This window comes from Asanoa hainanensis (assembly GCF_900188485.1).
In the GTDB taxonomy this organism is placed as follows: domain Bacteria; phylum Actinomycetota; class Actinomycetes; order Mycobacteriales; family Micromonosporaceae; genus Asanoa; species Asanoa hainanensis.
On record NZ_FZPH01000011.1, the window covers coordinates 221,782 to 237,165 of the forward strand.

Genomic DNA, 15,384 nt, shown 5'->3' on the forward strand with positions numbered 1-15,384 from the left:
GTGCCGCTCGACGACTTCGCGCGCTACCCGCTGCTCTTCGGCCCGAGCCCCGTCCACCCGCTCGACCGCCTCACCGCGCACCTCGGCGGCGCCCGGATCTGGGCCAAGCGCGAAGACTGCAACAGCGGCCTGGCGTACGGCGGCAACAAGACCCGCAAGCTCGAATACCTGCTCGCCGACGCGCTGGCCACCGGGGCCGACACGCTGGTCAGCATCGGTGGCATCCAGTCCAACCACACCCGCCAGGTGGCCGCCGTCGCCGCCCGCGCCGGGCTGAAGGCCGTGCTCGTGCAGGAGAGCTGGGTCGACTGGCCGGACCCGGTCAACGACAAGGTCGGCAACATCCTGCTGTCCCGCATCCTCGGCGCCGACGTCCGCCTGGTCGAGGATTGCTTCGGGATCGGGTTCAAGGAGAGCTGGCAGCGGGCGCTCGACGACGTCCGGGCCGCCGGCGGTGTCCCCTACGCGATCCCGGCCGGCGCGTCCGACCACCGGCTGGGCGGGCTAGGCTTCGCCAACTGGGCCTACGAGGTCGAGCGCCAGGAGCGCGAGCTCGGGGTCTTCTTCGACACGATCGTCGTCTGCAGCGTCACCGGCAGCACCCAGGCCGGAATGATCGCCGGGTTCGCCGGCCAGGACCGGCCGCGGCGGGTGCTCGGCATCGACGCGTCCGCGAAGATCGACGAGACCCGCGCCCAGGTGGAGAAGATCGCCCGCAACACCGCGGAGCTGATCGGCCTCGGCCGGGACCTGCGCGCCGACGAGATAACGGTGCGCGAAGGCTGGGCCGGCGACCTCTACGGCATCCCGGTCGAGTCCACCGTGGACGCGATCCGACTGACCGCCCAGCTCGAGGGCATGATCATCGACCCGGTCTACGAGGGCAAGTCGATGGCGGCCCTGATCGACCTGGTCCGCGACGGCTCGATCCCGCCCGATTCGAACGTCCTCTACGCCCATCTCGGCGGCCAGCCGGCGCTCAACGCGTACAGCTCGGTGTTCGGATGACGGTCGGATTGCCGAACGAAGGGTTGACCTGCCCGAACCCGGCGACGTAGCAAGACCACGTGGGTACGACGGGCATCCGGCTCATCGGACCGTTCGCCGTGGTGCGCGGCGGACGGGCGCTGTCCGATGCCCAGGTGGGCAGCCGCAAGGCCCGGACACTGCTGGCGCTGCTCGCCGCCGAGCGCCGGATCGTCACCGTCGACCGGATCGTCGCGGTGCTGTGGCCGGGCCGGCCGCCGCAACGGCCCGCCGACAACGTCGCCACGCTGGTCAGCCGGGTCCGCGCGGCGCTCGGCCAGGATCTGGTCGAGGGCGGTCGCGGCGGCTACCGGCTGGCCGACCAGGTCACGGTCGACCTGCACGACGCCGCGCGGCTCGTGGCCGACGCTGTGCACCGGCTGGCCTCCGATCCCGCCGCGGCGCTCGATGCCGCCGCCCGCGCCGAGGAGATCCTGGCGGCCGCGCCCGCGCTCACCGGGGAGCCGGCCGCCGACTGGGCCGCCGCAGTCCGCGGCGACCAGGCCGGTCACCTGCGTCGCGCCCGGCAGACGGTGGCCGCCGCGGCGCTGGCGGCCGGGCAGCCCGCCCGCGCCCGCGACGCGGCCGACGCCGCGCTGCGCACCGACACCTTCGACGAGGACGCCGCCCGCGCCCTGATCCGCGCCCACGACGCGCTCGGCGAGCCGGCCCGAGCCCTCGCGGTCTACGAACGCCTCCGCGCGGTCCTCGCCGACGAGCTCGGCGTCGACCCCTCCCCCGCGACCCGCGACGTGCACGTGGCGGTGCTGCGCGGCACCTCGGTGAGCCCGGAGCGGCCGGCGCGTGGCCGCCTTGCCGGGCGGGAGCGCGAGACGGCCGCCCTGCTCACCGCCTGGCAGGACGCCATCGGCGGCCGGCCGGGGGTGGTCCTGCTGACCGGGGAGCCCGGCATCGGCAAGACCCGCCTGGCCGCCGAGCTGGCCCGGTTGGCGCGCGGAACACCCGGCACCGTGGTCACCGTCCGCTGCTACGCCGCCGAGCGCTCGCTCTTCCTGCAACCGGTGGTCGAGGCGATCGGCGAGCTGGTGACGGCGACACCACCGGACGGGGTACGCGCCGCGGCCGCCGGCCGGACCGGCGCGCTGGCGGCCCTCGTCCCGGCCGCGGCCGCCGTCCTCGGCGCCCCGCCGGCCGAGCGCGGCAGCCCCGAGGCGGAGCGCCGGGCCGCCTACGACGCGGTGACGACGTTCCTGCGCCGGCTCTCCCAGCCCCGCCCGGTGCTGCTGGTGGTCGACGACCTCCAGCACGCCGGCGCGGCGACGGTCGAGCTGCTGCACTACCTGGCCCGGCACGCCGGCACCGCCCGGCTGCTCGTCGTCGCGACCGTGCGGGCGGCCGAGGGCCGGCAGGCCGTCGCCACCCTCGACGGCGTCGCCACGACCGTGCCGCTGGGTCCGCTCGACGAGGCCGCCATCGCCGCGCTGGCCCGGGCAGCCGGGCAGCAGGCGCACGTGGCCGAGATCGCCCGGCGGACCCGGGGCCACACCCTGTTCGTGGTGGAGACGCTGCGGGCGCTCGCGGCCGGCGACACCGGCGTCCCGGAGTCGCTGCGGGCCAGTGTGCTCACCCGGGTCCGGGCCGCCGGCGCGGGCGCCGAGGAGCTGCTGCGGGCCGCCGCGGTGCTCGGCCCGTCGTTCGCCCCGGCCACCGTCGCGGGCCTGCTGGGTGTGGGTGCGGCGGAGGCGACGCTGCGCTGCGAGCGGCTGCTGGAGACCCGGCTGACCCGGGTGGCCGGCCGGGCCTACGAGTTCGCCAACGACCTCGTCCAGGAAGTGGTCTACGACTCCACGCCCCCGCCGACCCGGCTGGCCCACCACCTGCGCGCTGCGGACCTGCTCGCCGACAACCCGGAGGCGGTCGCCCGGCACGCCCAGGCGGCGGGCGACGACCGCCGCGCCGGCCGAGCCTGGCTGGCCGCCGGGCAGCGCGCCGCCCGGCGCTACGCCGCCGCCGACGCCGAGGCGCTGTTCGACAACGCGATCGACGCGGCGGGGCGGTGCGCCGACCTCGAGCTGCGGACCAGCGCGCTGCTGCTGCGCGCCCGGGTGCGGGACACGATGTTCCGCTACGACGACGCGCTCGCCGACGCCGCCGTCGCGCTCCGGCTCAGCCGCGAGACCGGCGACCGCCGGGCCGAGATGGCCGCGCTGCGCGAGCTCGGCGGGCCGGCCTGGGCGGGCGTCGGACGGCCGGTCGAGGACGGCATCGGGCACATGCGCGCCGCGCTCGCGCTCGCCGAGCAGTTGGGCGACCGGGGTGCCGAGGCGGAGCTGCTCGGCTGGCTGGCCGTGCTGAGCAGCAACCAACTGCGGTTCGTCGAGGCCCTCGCGTACGGCCGGCGGGCGCGCGAGGTGGCGCCCGGCGGTCCGGCACTGGCGGCGGCCTACGACGGGTTGAAGACGGCGTACGCCTATCTCGGCGAGGTGGCCGAGCTGTCCGCGCTGCTGGCCGAGCTCGAACCGTTGGTGCACGGCGACCTGAGGCTCCTGCAGTGGTGCCGGTTCGAGTCCGCCTTCCCGCACCTGGCGGCGGGCCGGTGGGCGGCGGCGGCCGACCGGGTCAGCGAGGCCATGGCGATCAACGAGCGCAGCGGCTACCGCAGCTACGGGCCCTGGTTCCTGGCTCACCTCGGCTGGATCGCCCGCCTGGACGGCCGCCGCGCCGACGCGCTGGAGCTCGGCCGGCGGGCGTCCACGATGGAGTCCCACGCGTGGTTCTCGGCGGCGGTCGACGCGTTGCACGGCACGACCCTGGTCGAGTACGGCGACCCGGGCGCGGCGATCCCGGTGCTGGAGCGGGGCCTCGCGGTCACCGCGTCACACCGCACGGCCGCGTACCGCCTGCGCTGCCTCGCCCCGCTGGCCGAGGCGACCGGCGACCCGGCCCTGCTCGACGAGGCCGACGCGTTGCTCCGCTCGGTGGTCGCGCCGCCCGACGCCGCCTGGCTCTACGGCGCCGACGCGTACACCTCGGTCGCCCGGGCCTGGCTGGCCCGCGACGAACCGGAGCGGGCCGCCGCGGTGCTCGACCCGCTGCTGGCCGCCGGCGCGCGGACCGGTTGGCTGGCACCGTTGGGCGCGGCTCGGGTCGCCGCGGCGGCGGCGCACGCTCGCCTTCAGAACAGCTCGGCCAGCAGGGCCGCGGCCCGCTCGGCGCCGTCGGTCTCCACCGGCCGGTAGTCGACCGGCCGGCCGAGGTTCGCCGCGATCAGCTCCGCCAGGTGGTCCGGGTCGGTCCGTCCATAGTCGACATGGGTGCCGGCGCCGTAGGCGGCGAGCCGGTGGCGCACGTGCCGGTTCTGCTCGAAGTGGTTGCGCAGCGGGACGTAGAGGAACGGGCGGCGATGCGCGGTCAGGGTCATCGTCGTCGTCAGCCCGCCGTGGGTGATCGCCAGGTCGCAGGCGGCCAGCAGCCGGTGCAGCCCGTGCACGTAGCCGTGCACCTCCAGCCCGTCGCGCGCCGGGATCCGGGCCGGGTCCAGGCGCGGGCCGGCCACCACCACAAGGCGCAGCCCCGGCACCGCACGCCGGGCCGCCGGGAACGCGTCGACCACCTTGCGTAGCAGGTCGCCGCCCACGCCGGACCCGCCGACGGTGGCCACGCAGACCGGCTCGTCCGTTGCCCAGCCGAGCTCGGCCCGCAGCCGGGCGCGCTCCTCGTCGTCGACCTCCGCGAAGTCGGTGACGTACCCGCTGAAGGTGAAGTGCTCGGTGGTCCAGTCGCGGACGCTGGGCAGCCCCGGTCCCAGCGGGTCGTCGACCAGGTCGGCCGGGTTGCCCACGAACACGGCCCGGTCGCGCAACCGGGGGAAGCGGGCGATCTGCTCGACCATCTCGGCGTTGTAGTCGCCGGTGAGGTCCGCCTCGTCGGGGGCCATCGGCAGCCAGCCGACGAAGTCGGTCAGCCACGCGTACGCGGTGCGCTTGAGCTCGGGATTCTCGTGGAGGAAGTAGTCGAGCTCCCAGGCCTCGTCGCCGACCCAGAGGTCGTACGGCTCGCGCTCGGCCAGGTCGGCGAACACCATGAAGTTGGCGACCAGGATCTCGTCCATCCGCCGGATCGCCTGGAACGCGTGCAGGTCGTGTTCGCCGGCCTCGCTCTCGATGTGCGCGGACTCGGTGACCAGGTGTTTCGACGCCGGATGGACGCGCTCGCCGCGCCGCTCCAGCACCTCGGTGACCGGGTGCTGCGCCAGCCAGTCGACCTGGACGCCGGGCCGCTTCGCGCGCAGGGCGTCGACGATCGCGGCGTCGCGCTCGACGTGCCCGAGGCCGATCGGGGACGACAGGTAGAGCACGCGGCGGGGTCTGTTCAGCGGGCGTTGCCAGCGGGTCGGCTTCGCCGGGGTCCTGGTCACGTCCCGGACGAAGTCGCGCAGCAGCCGGTTGACCACCACCGGCTCGCGGACGTGCGGCATGTGGTCGACGCCGTCGAGCACCACGTCGCGCGCGCGGCTGTAGAGCGCGGCCCGGGCCATTTCGTCCGGCGTGCGGCAGTGGTCGTCGGAGCCGCGGATGACCAGCACCGGACGGTCGATGCCGCGCAGCAGCGCCTCGGCCTCGTCGCGGTCGCGCACGCATCGCTGACTGCGCTCGGCCGCGATCAGCGACTCCGGCGTGGTCTGCACGGCCCAGCCGACGGCGTCCTCGATCTGCTTGGTCGAGTGCGGCTCGCTGATCACCGTCTGGAAGAAGAACTCGGCGAAACCGCGCAGGTCCTGCTGCCAGAAATGGCGGTTGAAGCGCTGCCAGCCCTCGTACGCGTCGCGGCGCCGCTCGAAATGCTCGACCTGGCGGTAGGGGGGCTGCTCGTCGAGGAACGGGGCCACAGGCGCGATCGCCACGGAGCCGAGCACCCGGTCGGGATGGCGGGCGGCGCCGACCAGCGACCACCAGCCGCCCCGGCTCAACCCGACCAGCACCACCCGGTCGGCGTCGACCGCGTCCAGCACCGCGATCAGATAGGCCAGGTGGGCGTCGTCGCTGTAGGCGGCGGGGTCGGTCGGGCGGTCCGAGCGGCCGTTGCCCGGCGGGTCGATCGTGATCACCCGGAACTCGCGGGACAGGTACGGGACCTGCGCCTTCCAGTGCCGCGAGTCGACGATCGACCAGGCCGGCAGCAGCACGACCGTCGGCGCGTTGGCGTCTCCCGGGTCGAACACCTCGTACCCGATCCGGACGCCGTCGCGTTTGACGTACCCCTCGATGTCTGGTTCCCGTGCCCGCATGACCGCCAGCCTGCCCGGTGGCATTGCAATGCGGTTGCAAGCGGCCTGCAACGCCGGTCCGGAGGGTGTGCCGGGACACGACCTTCCAGAGGGGGAAATGATCATGGCGATCGACAACGACCGGTTGATGGAGTTCCTGGGCCGGTTCGTCGGTGACCTGGGCGCCACGATGGCGGCCGGCAACGTGGTGGTCGGCGAGCGGTTGGGGCTCTACCGTGCGCTCGCCGCGGCACCGCGCACGCCCGCCGAGCTCGCCGAGGCGACCGGGACCGACACGCGCTACGTGGACGAGTGGCTGCGCGGCCAGGCGGCCGGCGGCTACGCGCAGTACGACGCGGAGACCGGCTCCTACTCGCTGACCGAGGAGCAGGCGTTCGCGCTGACCGACCCGGAGGGCCCGGTGTTCGTGCCCGGCGCGTTCCAGCTCGCGCTGGGTGCGCTGCGCGCCGAGCCCCGGATCACCGCCGCGATCCGCAGCGGCGACGGGGTCGGCTGGCACGAGCACGACGCCGAGGTGTTCGAGGGGTGCGAGCGGTTCTTCCGGCCCGGCTACCTGGCCAACCTGACCGCGGCCTGGCTGCCCGCGCTGGACGGCGTCGAGGACAAGCTGCGCGCGGGCGCCAGCGTGGCCGACATCGGCTGCGGGCACGGCGCGTCGACCGTGCTGATGGCCAAGGCGTTCCCGGCGTCGCGGTTCTCCGGCTCGGACTACCACGACGGGTCGATCATGCAGGCGCACAAGCGGGCCGCCGACGCCGGTGTGGCCGAGCGGGTGTCGTTCGAGACCGCGACCGCGCAGACGTTCAGCGGCGGACCGTACGACCTGGTCACGACGTTCGACGCGATCCACGACATGGGCGACCCGCTGGGCGCGGCCCGGCACGTCCGCGAGTCGCTGGCCACCGACGGCACCTGGATGATCGTCGAGCCGATCGCCGGTGACACGGTCGCCGAGAACCTCAACCCGGTCGGCCGGGTGTACTACGGGTTCTCGACGTTCCTGTGCGTGCCCAACGCGCTCTCGCAGGAGGGCGGCTACGCCCTGGGCGCCCAGGCTGGCGAGGCGGCCATCCGCCGGATCGCGACGGAGGCCGGCTTCACGCGCTTCCGCCGGGTCTCCGAGACCCCGTTCAACCTGGTGTACGAGGCCCGGCCGTAGGAATTTCCGTCGGGCTGTCGATTCCGGCATCGTGGGGTTCGTCGGTGTGGTGAGGGGGCCACACCGCGGCCCCACGTACGGAAGGCCGTTCCATGGCGAAGTACATGTTGTTGATCTTTGGTGACCCGAAGCAGTGGGACGCGATGACGCCGGAGGAGTGGAGAGCGCACGACGCCGCGCACGCCGCGTTCAACGCCGCCGCCGGTTCGCGCGTCCTCCGCGGCGAGCAGTTGGAGTCGCCGCCCGTGGCGACCACCCTGCGGGCCGGGTCCGACGGCGGCCTGGTGCTGACCGACGGGCCGTTCCTGGAGACCAAGGAAGGGCTGGGCGGGTACTACCTGATCCAGGCCGACGACCTCGACGAGGTCACCAAGCTGGCGGCGCTGCTGCCCGAGGTGCGGGCCGCGCACAGCGCGGTGGAGATCCGGCCGGTGGTCGACCACGGATGAGCGCGCACGTCGATGCGGCGGTGGCGCTGGCCCACCGCCGCGAGTGGGCGCAGCTGCTGGCCGTGCTGGCGCGGACGACCGGGGACCTGGAGCTGGCCGAGGAGTGCGTGCAGGAGGCGTTCGCGCAGGCGCTGGTGGTGTGGCCGGTTTCCGGCATCCCGGACCGGCCCGGTGCCTGGCTCACCCGGGTCGCCCGCAACCGCGCTCTTGACGAGCTGCGGCGGCGCGCGGCCCTTCGGCGACGGCTTCCCCTGCTGGTGACCGACGGGCCGGTTTCCGGGCCGGACTCCGCGTTGGACGACGACCGCCTCCGGTTGATCTTCACGTGCTGTCACCCCGCGCTGTCCCAGGAGGCACAGGCGGCCCTGACGCTGCGGCTCGTGTGCGGCCTGTCGACCGGTGAGGTGGCCCGGGCGTTCCTGGTCTCCGAGGCGACGATGGCGGCGCGGTTGACCCGGGCCAAGAAGAAGATCGCGACGGCCCGGATCCCGTACCGCACGCCGGCGCCGGAGTCCCTGGGTGCGCGGGTCTCCGTGGTGCTCGAAGTCGTGCAGCTCATCTTCACGACCGGGCACACGGCGCCGGCGGGGCCGGGGCTGGTGCGGCACGACCTGCTCGACCGGGCGTTGGACCTGGGCCGGCTGCTGCACCTGCTGATGCCCACGTCGGCCGAGGTCGCGGCGCAGCTCGCGCTGATGCTGCTGACCTCAGCCCGGGCCGCGGCGCGGGTGTCGTCCGACGGGCGGCTGCTGTTGCTGTCCGAACAGGACCGTTCACTGTGGAATCCTTCGCGGATCGCCCAGGGGGTGGCGTTGTTGGACGAGGCGTTGCGGCGTGGGCCGGCGAGTCGCTATGCGCTCCAGGCGGCGATCGCCGCCACCCACGCTTCCGCCGCTTCCTGGGAGGCGACCGACTGGGCGGAGATCGTCGAGCTGTACTCGCGGTTGTTCGTGCTGTGGCCTTCGCCGGTGGTGGCACTGAACCGGGCGGTGGCGGTCGGCATGCGGGACGGGCCCGCGGCGGGTTTGGCCGCGCTCTCGCCGCTGTTGAGCGAGCCCGCGCTGGCCACGTATCCGTATCTCAGTGCCGCGCGGGCCGACTTCCTGCGGCAGCTCGGGCGGGTTTCGGAGGCGGCCTCGGCGTACGAGGAGGCCCTGGTCCTGACGTCCAACGACGTCGAGCGCCGGTTCCTCCTCGAACGCCTCGGTGCGCTCTAAGTGCTCTGTACCAACGGGTTGGTCGGGTTGAACAGGCCCGCCGGGTTGTGGAACCAGAGCCAGACGTGCATGGTGACCAGCTTCGGATGCCAGAAGCCGAACGGTTCACCGCCGTTGGTCTTGGCGCAGTCGGCCTCCTTCTCTTCGGCGACGAAGGTGCCGTCCTGGTAGTGGCAGGCTGCGGCGAACTCGCCGTAGGTGGCGCCCGGCAGGGGTGGGCCGGTCGGTTGCTCGGGCCAGACCCATTCCAGGGCGCCGAGCTCCCAGTGGTTGTCGTTCTTGACGTACACGAGGATCGCCGGTGTGGTCAGGTCGAAGGCCGGGGCCTTGGGGTTGAGGTAGTGGTAGCCCATGCCGGGCATCATCGGGGTGATGATCTGGTAGCCGTCCTTGAGCGCTGCCGGTAGGTCGGTGGCGTATTTCGCGGTGGCCGCTCGGGCCTTCGCCAGGGCGGCGGCCAGTTCCGGCGTCGCCGTCTGCTGGCTTTGGTCTTGGCTGTGGCTCTGGTCTTGGCTGTGGCTCTGGTCTTGGCTGTGGCTCTGGTCTTGGCTGTGGCTTTGGTCTTGGCTGTGGCTCTGGTCTTGGCTGTGGCTCTGGTCTTGGCTGTGGCTTTGGGTCGCGGGCTGCTCTTCTTTCGCACCGCAGGCCGCCGTCGCGCCAGCGGCCAGAGCCAGCGCGACGGCCGCCGCCAGGACGCGGCCCCTCACGAGTAGAAGTAGGGATCGAGGACGCGGACCTCGCTGATCCGGTCGACCGGGAGCGCGTTGCGGCTCGCGGTGCGGCGGACGGCTTCGGGGTCCGGGGCGTCGTACACGCAGAAGGTCTTGGTCTTGTCGCTGGTGACGTAGGAGTGGATCCAGGTGACGCCCTCTTCGGCGTTGCCGTCCACGACGCCCAGGCAGGTGGCCGCGCCCGCCTCGTCGACGGGGATGTGCAGGCCGCTGTCGAAGGTCCGCTCCACGATGTATCTCGGCATCTCGTTTCCTCCCGGTGGTGGTTTCTCATCACCGTAGGAATCGGGACAGGTCGGGAGATCCGAACAACTACCTAGGTTGCGGGTACGGGGATGCCTAAGTTGCGATGCCCCGCCTCGAGGCTTCGGTGACGGCCTGGGTGCGGCTGCTGACGCCGAGCTTGCGCAGGATCGCCGAGACGTGGTGGTGCACGGTCCGCTCCGACAGGAACAGCCGGGCGGCGATCTCGGCGTTGGAGTCGCCTTGGCGGACCAGCGTGAGCACCTCGCCCTCGCGCCGGGTCAGCTGGCCGGGGTTGCCGGCGGTGTGGGGGCGGGGGCCGCGGGGCAGCTTGCGCACCCCTCGCTCGCGGAGGCGGCGGGTGGCGATGGCCACGGCCGGGCGCGCACCCAGTTTCTGCAGTTCGTCGAGCGCGCCGCGGAGGTCCGCTTCGTTCGTGGTGTCGAGCAGGGCGAGGGCTTCGTCGTAGGGGCCCGGAATTCTCGTCGGCTCGGTTCGTTCGATGCCGGCCAGGCGGCGCAGCGCTCTGACCTCTCTCACGAGTGGGGCAGCTTGGCGGTCCTCGGCTTGTGCGAGGACGTCGCGGGTCGCCTCGTCGACGGCGTCGTTGCGGCCGGCGAGCCAGAGGGCCTCGGCATGGGCGAGGGCGACGGGGGCGCGGTACTGGAGCTCGCTCTGTCCATCCAGGAGCGTGCGGGCCTCCTCGATCGGCGCCCACTGGTCGGGGTCGCCGCGCCGGGCCCGGATCGTGCCGATGGTGGTCAGGGCGAGGATCCGCAGCAGGGGTACGGACTCCGCGGACCGCAGCACGAAGGCCGCGTCGTCGGCCGCCGCGTCCCAGCGACCCTGGTCGAGATGGAACCGGGCCCGGTACGCCTGGACGTACAGCCGCCAGCCCTCCAGACCGAGCTCGTCGCACAGCTCGATGCCGCGGTCGAGCCAGGGCGCGAGGTCGTACGCCCGGGTGCGGGTCATCGCCCATCCCACGTGGATGAACACGCGGCCGATGTGCTCCTCGAAGCCGGGCCGCTCGGACATCGCCCGGCTGCGTTCGAGCTTGGCGAGCCCTTGCCGGTCGCCGTTGAGGAGCTCGATGGTGCCGATGTTGTTGAGCGCGTGCACGATCACCGCATTGTCGTCGAGGGTCTCGGCTAAATCGATCGCGCGGCGTGCCCAGGCGACGGTCTCCGGTCGTCGCTCGTCGTTGAGGAAGAGCTGGGAGAGGTTGCTGTACGCGAGGGCCAGCTCGCGGCCGGGCGGCAGGCCTTCGAGGATGCGTACGGCCTCGTCGCCCCGCCGGGTGGCCTCCTCGGTGCGGGCGGCGCACCAGAGCCGGCGGGTCAGTTGCGACACGGCGGCGGCCTCGGCGCGCCGGTCCCCCGCTTCTTGCCACACTTTGATCGCCAGCTCCAGCGCGGTGATCGACTCGTCGGTCTGGTCGGTGAGGTAGCACTCCTGCGACTGTCGCTCGAGCAGGTCGGCCCTGGTCTCGGGTGGCAGGCCGGCCCCGAACCGCAGCGCCCGCGCGTAGTGGGCGGCGGCCTCGCGGTGCGACCCGATGGCGGCGGCCTGCTCGGCGGCCCTGGGCGCGAAGCGCTGCACGGCCTCGGCGTCGCCGGCGGCCTCGGCGTGGTGGGCGAGCCGGGTCGCGTCGCCGGCCGGAATCGCTCTCAGCGCCCGGCGGTGGAGGGCGACCCGGCGGTGTGGGCTCAGCGACTCCTCGATGGTCCGGCGGGCAAGCTCGTGCCGGAACCGGATCTTGCCGCCGGGCGCGACCTCGACAATGCCCGCGGCGAGCGCGCGCTCCAGCCCGTCTTGCGCGGCGGCGCCGTCGACCAGCGCGTCCAGGAGATCGAGCTCGCACTGCGGCACGGCGACGGAGACGGCCTCGACGACGGTGGTCGCTTCGGCGTCGAGCCTGGCCGCGCGGGCGAGCACGGCGTCCCGGACCGTCGCGGGGATGTCGTCGCCGCGAGCCGCGAGGACCTCGGTGACGAAGAACGGGTTGCCGGCGGTGGCCCGGTGCAGCTCGTGCGGGTCTCGGCCGAAGGGCCGGGCGAGCCCGGCGACGGCGTCCACCGAGAGCGGCCCGGCGGCCAGCCGTGTGCCGCGGACCTCCCCGAGCAGCCTCCGCAGGGGGTGTGTCCGGTGGAGCTCGTCGTCACGGTAGGTGGCGATGACGAGCATGGGCAGCGAGCCGATCCGCCGGCCGAGCAGGCTCAGCACGTCGAGGGTGGCCTCGTCGGCCCAGTGCAGATCCTCGAGCACCATGATGCCCTTGGCCTGCCGCCCGACCTCGACCGCAACCTGATGCGGCTTCGCCCCAGCGGCGATCAGCTCGCGCAGGGCACCACCGGTGTCGTGCGCGATGTCCGTGAACGGGCCGAGCGGCCGGGGCGTGAAGAGCGGGTCACACGCTCCCCAGAGGACCGGTGCGTGGTGACGGCAGAACTCCCGGACGAGGGCGGTCTTTCCGCCACCGGCCTCGCCACCGAGCAACACGAGAACCCCACCGTGGCCTGCGGTCACGGCGTCGAGCACGGCATTGAGCACGGCGAGCTGCGGCGCACGCTCGACCAGATCCGACCCTCCCACACCCGAACACTGCCAGAGCCCGACGGCACGCACTGTCAGGTTTGCGTCGTACGCCGGGCATCGGTGCCCGGGTTCGGGATCGCGAGAAGCTCTTGGTCGCCGGCCCTCGCGCGCCGACGCGTCATGCTCGACGCCGCCGACCGGGCGGCTGTGGTGGTTCACCATCGAGTCGGCCATTGTCGCCAGGCGCCGCCCTACGAGGCTGGGTGACGGGCCGAGCTCCGCGGGATCTTGCGGTTCGTTCAGGCCGCCTTACTCGTCCAGGCCTCAGACCCAGGTCGTCCATCTTCGCGGCTGCGCCGGGCCAGAAACCAGTGCAGGGCGACGAGCGGCACTATCCCCGCCGGATACCAGAACAGGTCGACCAGATCGAACCGCACCCCCAGCGCCATGCGCGACAGCAGGCTCCGGGCGGACAGATCGGCCGGGATACCGGTCAACTGGAAGAGCTCCGTCGCCCAACACCACCCCCAGGCGACGGCGCCGGCCACGGACGGTGACCACCAGGGCCGGAGAAACAGCACGCCCACCTAGATCATCGAGGCATACAGAACGGTCCCGGAGATCTGCTCGATCGTGCCGGTGCCGTCGAACCGACCTGCCCTGATGACCAATGCGACAGCCAGAAACCCGACCGCCGCAGCGAGCATCAGCAACCGAAAACGCGGACGGTCGATCGACACCCCGAAATCCTAGGCCCGTTGATCATGTAAACGCCGCGTGCTGCCCAGTGCTGGCGCACTGCCGAGAATCGAGCAGCCCACACGCGGCCTCGACGACACCGGCCAGCCCAGGCCGACCACCGACGCCCAGCAGTCCACACACAGCGCCACGCAAACCTGCCAAGCCCAAGCCCCCCACCTGCAAGCCGACACGGCGCCCCACGCACACCCGCCAAGCCCAGGCGACCACCACCCACTCCACCTACCGCCAACCACTCCGCACCCCGCCTCGGCGACGCCCACCAAACCCAGCCCGACCACCTCCAAGCCCACACGGGGCCCCACGCATACCCACCAAGCCCAGGCGACCACCGCGCTCGCCAACGACCGCCGGGTAGTCCATGCGGGGCCTCGGCGACGTCCGATGGGTGGGGGTGGACCGTGGCTGAGCAACGCGCTTCAGTCACGTCGTCGCGCGAGCGGGGCCGCTCGTCCTGGCCATCAGGTCCGTTCCACATCGTCGCCCGGGACGCCGGCCACCCCAGGCGGCCCGGGAGGCGCCGAGGCGCCGCACGCCTGGTTCACCACATTCCGCGAGGTCCCTGGGAAGGCGGCCGGGCCGTGGACCCCGGCCGACCAGGTCGCCGCGTGCGTGATGGTCAGTGCTGGACGATTCGTCAAACAGCCGCGACGCAGGATCAAGCACCGCGACCCGGCCGCGGCAACGCTTGCGCGGTGACTCTGACCTCTGATCTTCGCGAGCCCACGGCCGGCGTCGCGGTACGCCCGGCGCGGTCGCCGTGGTTCGCCGTCGCCGCCGTCGGGCTTGGCATCTTCGCTCTCGTGACCAGCGAGTTCCTGCCGGCGAGTCTGCTACCCGGAATCGCCGCGGACATGAACGTCACCGAAGGCGTAGCCGGTCAAGCGGTCACCGCTACGGCGATCATGGGAGCGATCACCGCGCCGACGATCGCCGTCGTCGTGCCGCGCCTGGACCGCCGACGGCTGCTGGCTCTGCTGCTCGGCCTCGCCGTCGTCTCCGACGTGCTGGTCGCGCTCGCCCCTTGGTACCCGCTGCTGCTCCTCGGTCGGCTGATCATGGGTGTGGCGATCGCCGGCTTCTGGGCCATGGCCCTCGCGGTCGTCGGGCAACTCGTCAGCAGCGACAAGCTGGGCCGAGCGATGACGGTGGTCAACCTGGGCGTCTCGCTGGCGACGGTCACGGCGGTGCCACTCGGCACCTTCCTGGGCGACGCCTGGGGCTGGCGACCGGTGTTCTGGCTGGCCGGCGGCATGGCAGTGGTCGCCCTGATCGTGCTGCTGGCCTGGCTCCCACCGGTAGCGGCCGCCGGCGCACCGCCCCTGCGCGCCCTGGTCGACACAGCCCGCGGCCGCACGATGATCCTCGGCATGGTCGCGATCCTCCTGGTAGCGGGCGGCCACTTCGCGGCCTTCACCTACATCAGGCCGGCGGCCGAGCGCGTACCCGGGATCACGTCCTCGTCCCTCGCCCTCCTACTGACGATCTTCGGCATCGCGGCATTCGTCGGCACGATGATCGCCGGCCCGCTGGCCGACCGGCGGCTCCGCCTCGGCGTCCTGGCGGCACCGGTCCTGATCGGCTCGGCTGTAACGATCTTCGCCCTGCTGTCAGGCTCGTACGGCGCGGTCGCCGCCGCCGTCGGCCTCTGGGGCCTGGCATTCGGCGGCCTCCCGACGCTGGTGCTGACCTGGGTGGCTCGGGTCGAACCGAACCGCCTGGAACCAGCGGGCAGCCTGGCCACGGCGATGTTCCAGGTAGCGATCGCCCTCGGCGCGGCCGTCGGAGGCGTCCTGGTCGACGCGTTCGACGTCCAGACGACCTTGATCGTGGCCGGAGTCGCCGCCATCGCCGGCGGTGCGGTCTTCACGAGCGCACGCCGCGTCCTCTGACGTCGCATGATGTGGATGGCCCGTGCGCTCACCGCGCACGGGCCGAATCCCTTGTGGCTCCCCAGCCGACGGCGGTTGGCCTGGCGCGATCCTGACCCATCGCACGCGGACAACGCGCCAAA

Annotated in this window: 12 protein-coding genes; 6 read left to right on the forward strand and 6 right to left on the reverse strand. The window is 73.1% G+C overall.

Annotated elements, in window-relative coordinates:
* Both CHC05_RS25665 and CHC05_RS25670 read left to right on the forward strand, forming a co-directional pair.
* Positions 1 to 1,008 (forward strand): 1-aminocyclopropane-1-carboxylate deaminase, encoded by a 1,008-nt coding sequence (locus CHC05_RS25665; protein WP_089253122.1) that lies wholly within the window; start codon positions 1 to 3, stop codon positions 1,006 to 1,008.
* A 59-nt stretch (positions 1,009 to 1,067) separates the two neighbouring features.
* Positions 1,068 to 4,226, forward strand: coding sequence for an ATP-binding protein (locus tag CHC05_RS25670; RefSeq protein ID WP_089253123.1), 3,159 nt, complete (start codon positions 1,068 to 1,070; stop codon positions 4,224 to 4,226).
* On the opposite strand, the gene CHC05_RS25675 is transcribed toward CHC05_RS25670, so the two are convergent.
* Complete coding sequence (locus CHC05_RS25675) at positions 4,163 to 6,274, reverse strand: alpha/beta hydrolase (RefSeq protein ID WP_089253192.1); 2,112 nt, start codon at positions 6,272 to 6,274, stop codon at positions 4,163 to 4,165. The two genes, CHC05_RS25670 and CHC05_RS25675, sit on opposite strands and share 64 nt — an antisense overlap.
* Positions 6,275 to 6,377: 103 nt before the next feature.
* Between CHC05_RS25675 and CHC05_RS25680 the strand changes: the two genes are divergently transcribed.
* The 3 genes from CHC05_RS25680 (at position 6,378) to CHC05_RS25690 (ending at position 9,099) form a co-directional block, all read left to right on the forward strand.
* Positions 6,378 to 7,433 (forward strand): class I SAM-dependent methyltransferase, encoded by a 1,056-nt coding sequence (locus CHC05_RS25680; RefSeq protein ID WP_179266364.1) that lies wholly within the window; start codon positions 6,378 to 6,380, stop codon positions 7,431 to 7,433.
* A 92-nt stretch (positions 7,434 to 7,525) separates the two neighbouring features.
* On the forward strand, positions 7,526 to 7,882 hold the full coding sequence (locus tag CHC05_RS25685) for a YciI family protein (protein ID WP_089253124.1): 357 nt from the start codon (positions 7,526 to 7,528) through the stop codon (positions 7,880 to 7,882).
* Entirely contained in the window at positions 7,879 to 9,099 is a 1,221-nt protein-coding gene (locus CHC05_RS25690; RefSeq protein ID WP_089253125.1) for an RNA polymerase sigma factor, read from the forward strand. The genes CHC05_RS25685 and CHC05_RS25690 overlap by 4 nt, the downstream gene beginning before the upstream one ends.
* Here the strand turns inward: CHC05_RS25690 and CHC05_RS41645 are convergent.
* From CHC05_RS41645 to CHC05_RS41650, 5 genes are all read right to left on the reverse strand, one after another.
* Positions 9,096 to 9,806 (reverse strand): hypothetical protein, encoded by a 711-nt coding sequence (locus CHC05_RS41645; protein WP_179266365.1) that lies wholly within the window; start codon positions 9,804 to 9,806, stop codon positions 9,096 to 9,098. The genes CHC05_RS25690 and CHC05_RS41645 overlap by 4 nt on opposite strands.
* Positions 9,803 to 10,075, reverse strand: coding sequence for a DUF4242 domain-containing protein (locus CHC05_RS25700; protein WP_089253126.1), 273 nt, complete (start codon positions 10,073 to 10,075; stop codon positions 9,803 to 9,805). Before CHC05_RS25700 ends, CHC05_RS41645 begins: the two co-directional genes overlap by 4 nt.
* A gap of 94 nt (positions 10,076 to 10,169) precedes the next feature.
* Entirely contained in the window at positions 10,170 to 12,668 is a 2,499-nt protein-coding gene (locus CHC05_RS43130) for an ATP-binding protein (protein ID WP_281257720.1), read from the reverse strand.
* Positions 12,669 to 12,910: 242 nt separating this feature from the next.
* Positions 12,911 to 13,198: a DUF2809 domain-containing protein gene (locus tag CHC05_RS25710; RefSeq protein WP_089253127.1), complete on the reverse strand. Its 288-nt coding sequence runs from the start codon at positions 13,196 to 13,198 to the stop codon at positions 12,911 to 12,913.
* A complete protein-coding gene (locus CHC05_RS41650) occupies positions 13,199 to 13,351 on the reverse strand; it encodes a hypothetical protein (protein ID WP_179266366.1) in 153 nt (50 codons plus the stop codon).
* A 714-nt stretch (positions 13,352 to 14,065) separates the two neighbouring features.
* On the opposite strand from CHC05_RS41650, the gene CHC05_RS25715 reads away from it, so the two are divergent.
* Complete coding sequence (locus CHC05_RS25715; RefSeq protein WP_179266367.1) at positions 14,066 to 15,262, forward strand: MFS transporter; 1,197 nt, start codon at positions 14,066 to 14,068, stop codon at positions 15,260 to 15,262.
* The last annotated feature ends 122 nt before the right edge of the window (positions 15,263 to 15,384 follow it).

Excerpts from the sequence above, each read along its gene's own strand:
- CHC05_RS25685 (WP_089253124.1), top strand. The coding sequence starts at position 7,526 with ATGGCGAAGTACATGTTGTTGATCTTTGGTGACCCGAAGCAGTGGGAC.
- CHC05_RS25690 (WP_089253125.1), top strand. The coding sequence starts at position 7,879 with ATGAGCGCGCACGTCGATGCGGCGGTGGCGCTGGCCCACCGCCGCGAG.
- CHC05_RS25680 (WP_179266364.1), top strand. The coding sequence starts at position 6,378 with ATGGCGATCGACAACGACCGGTTGATGGAGTTCCTGGGCCGGTTCGTC.
- CHC05_RS25700 (WP_089253126.1), bottom strand. The coding sequence starts at position 10,075 with ATGCCGAGATACATCGTGGAGCGGACCTTCGACAGCGGCCTGCACATC.
- CHC05_RS25675 (WP_089253192.1), bottom strand. The coding sequence starts at position 6,274 with ATGCGGGCACGGGAACCAGACATCGAGGGGTACGTCAAACGCGACGGC.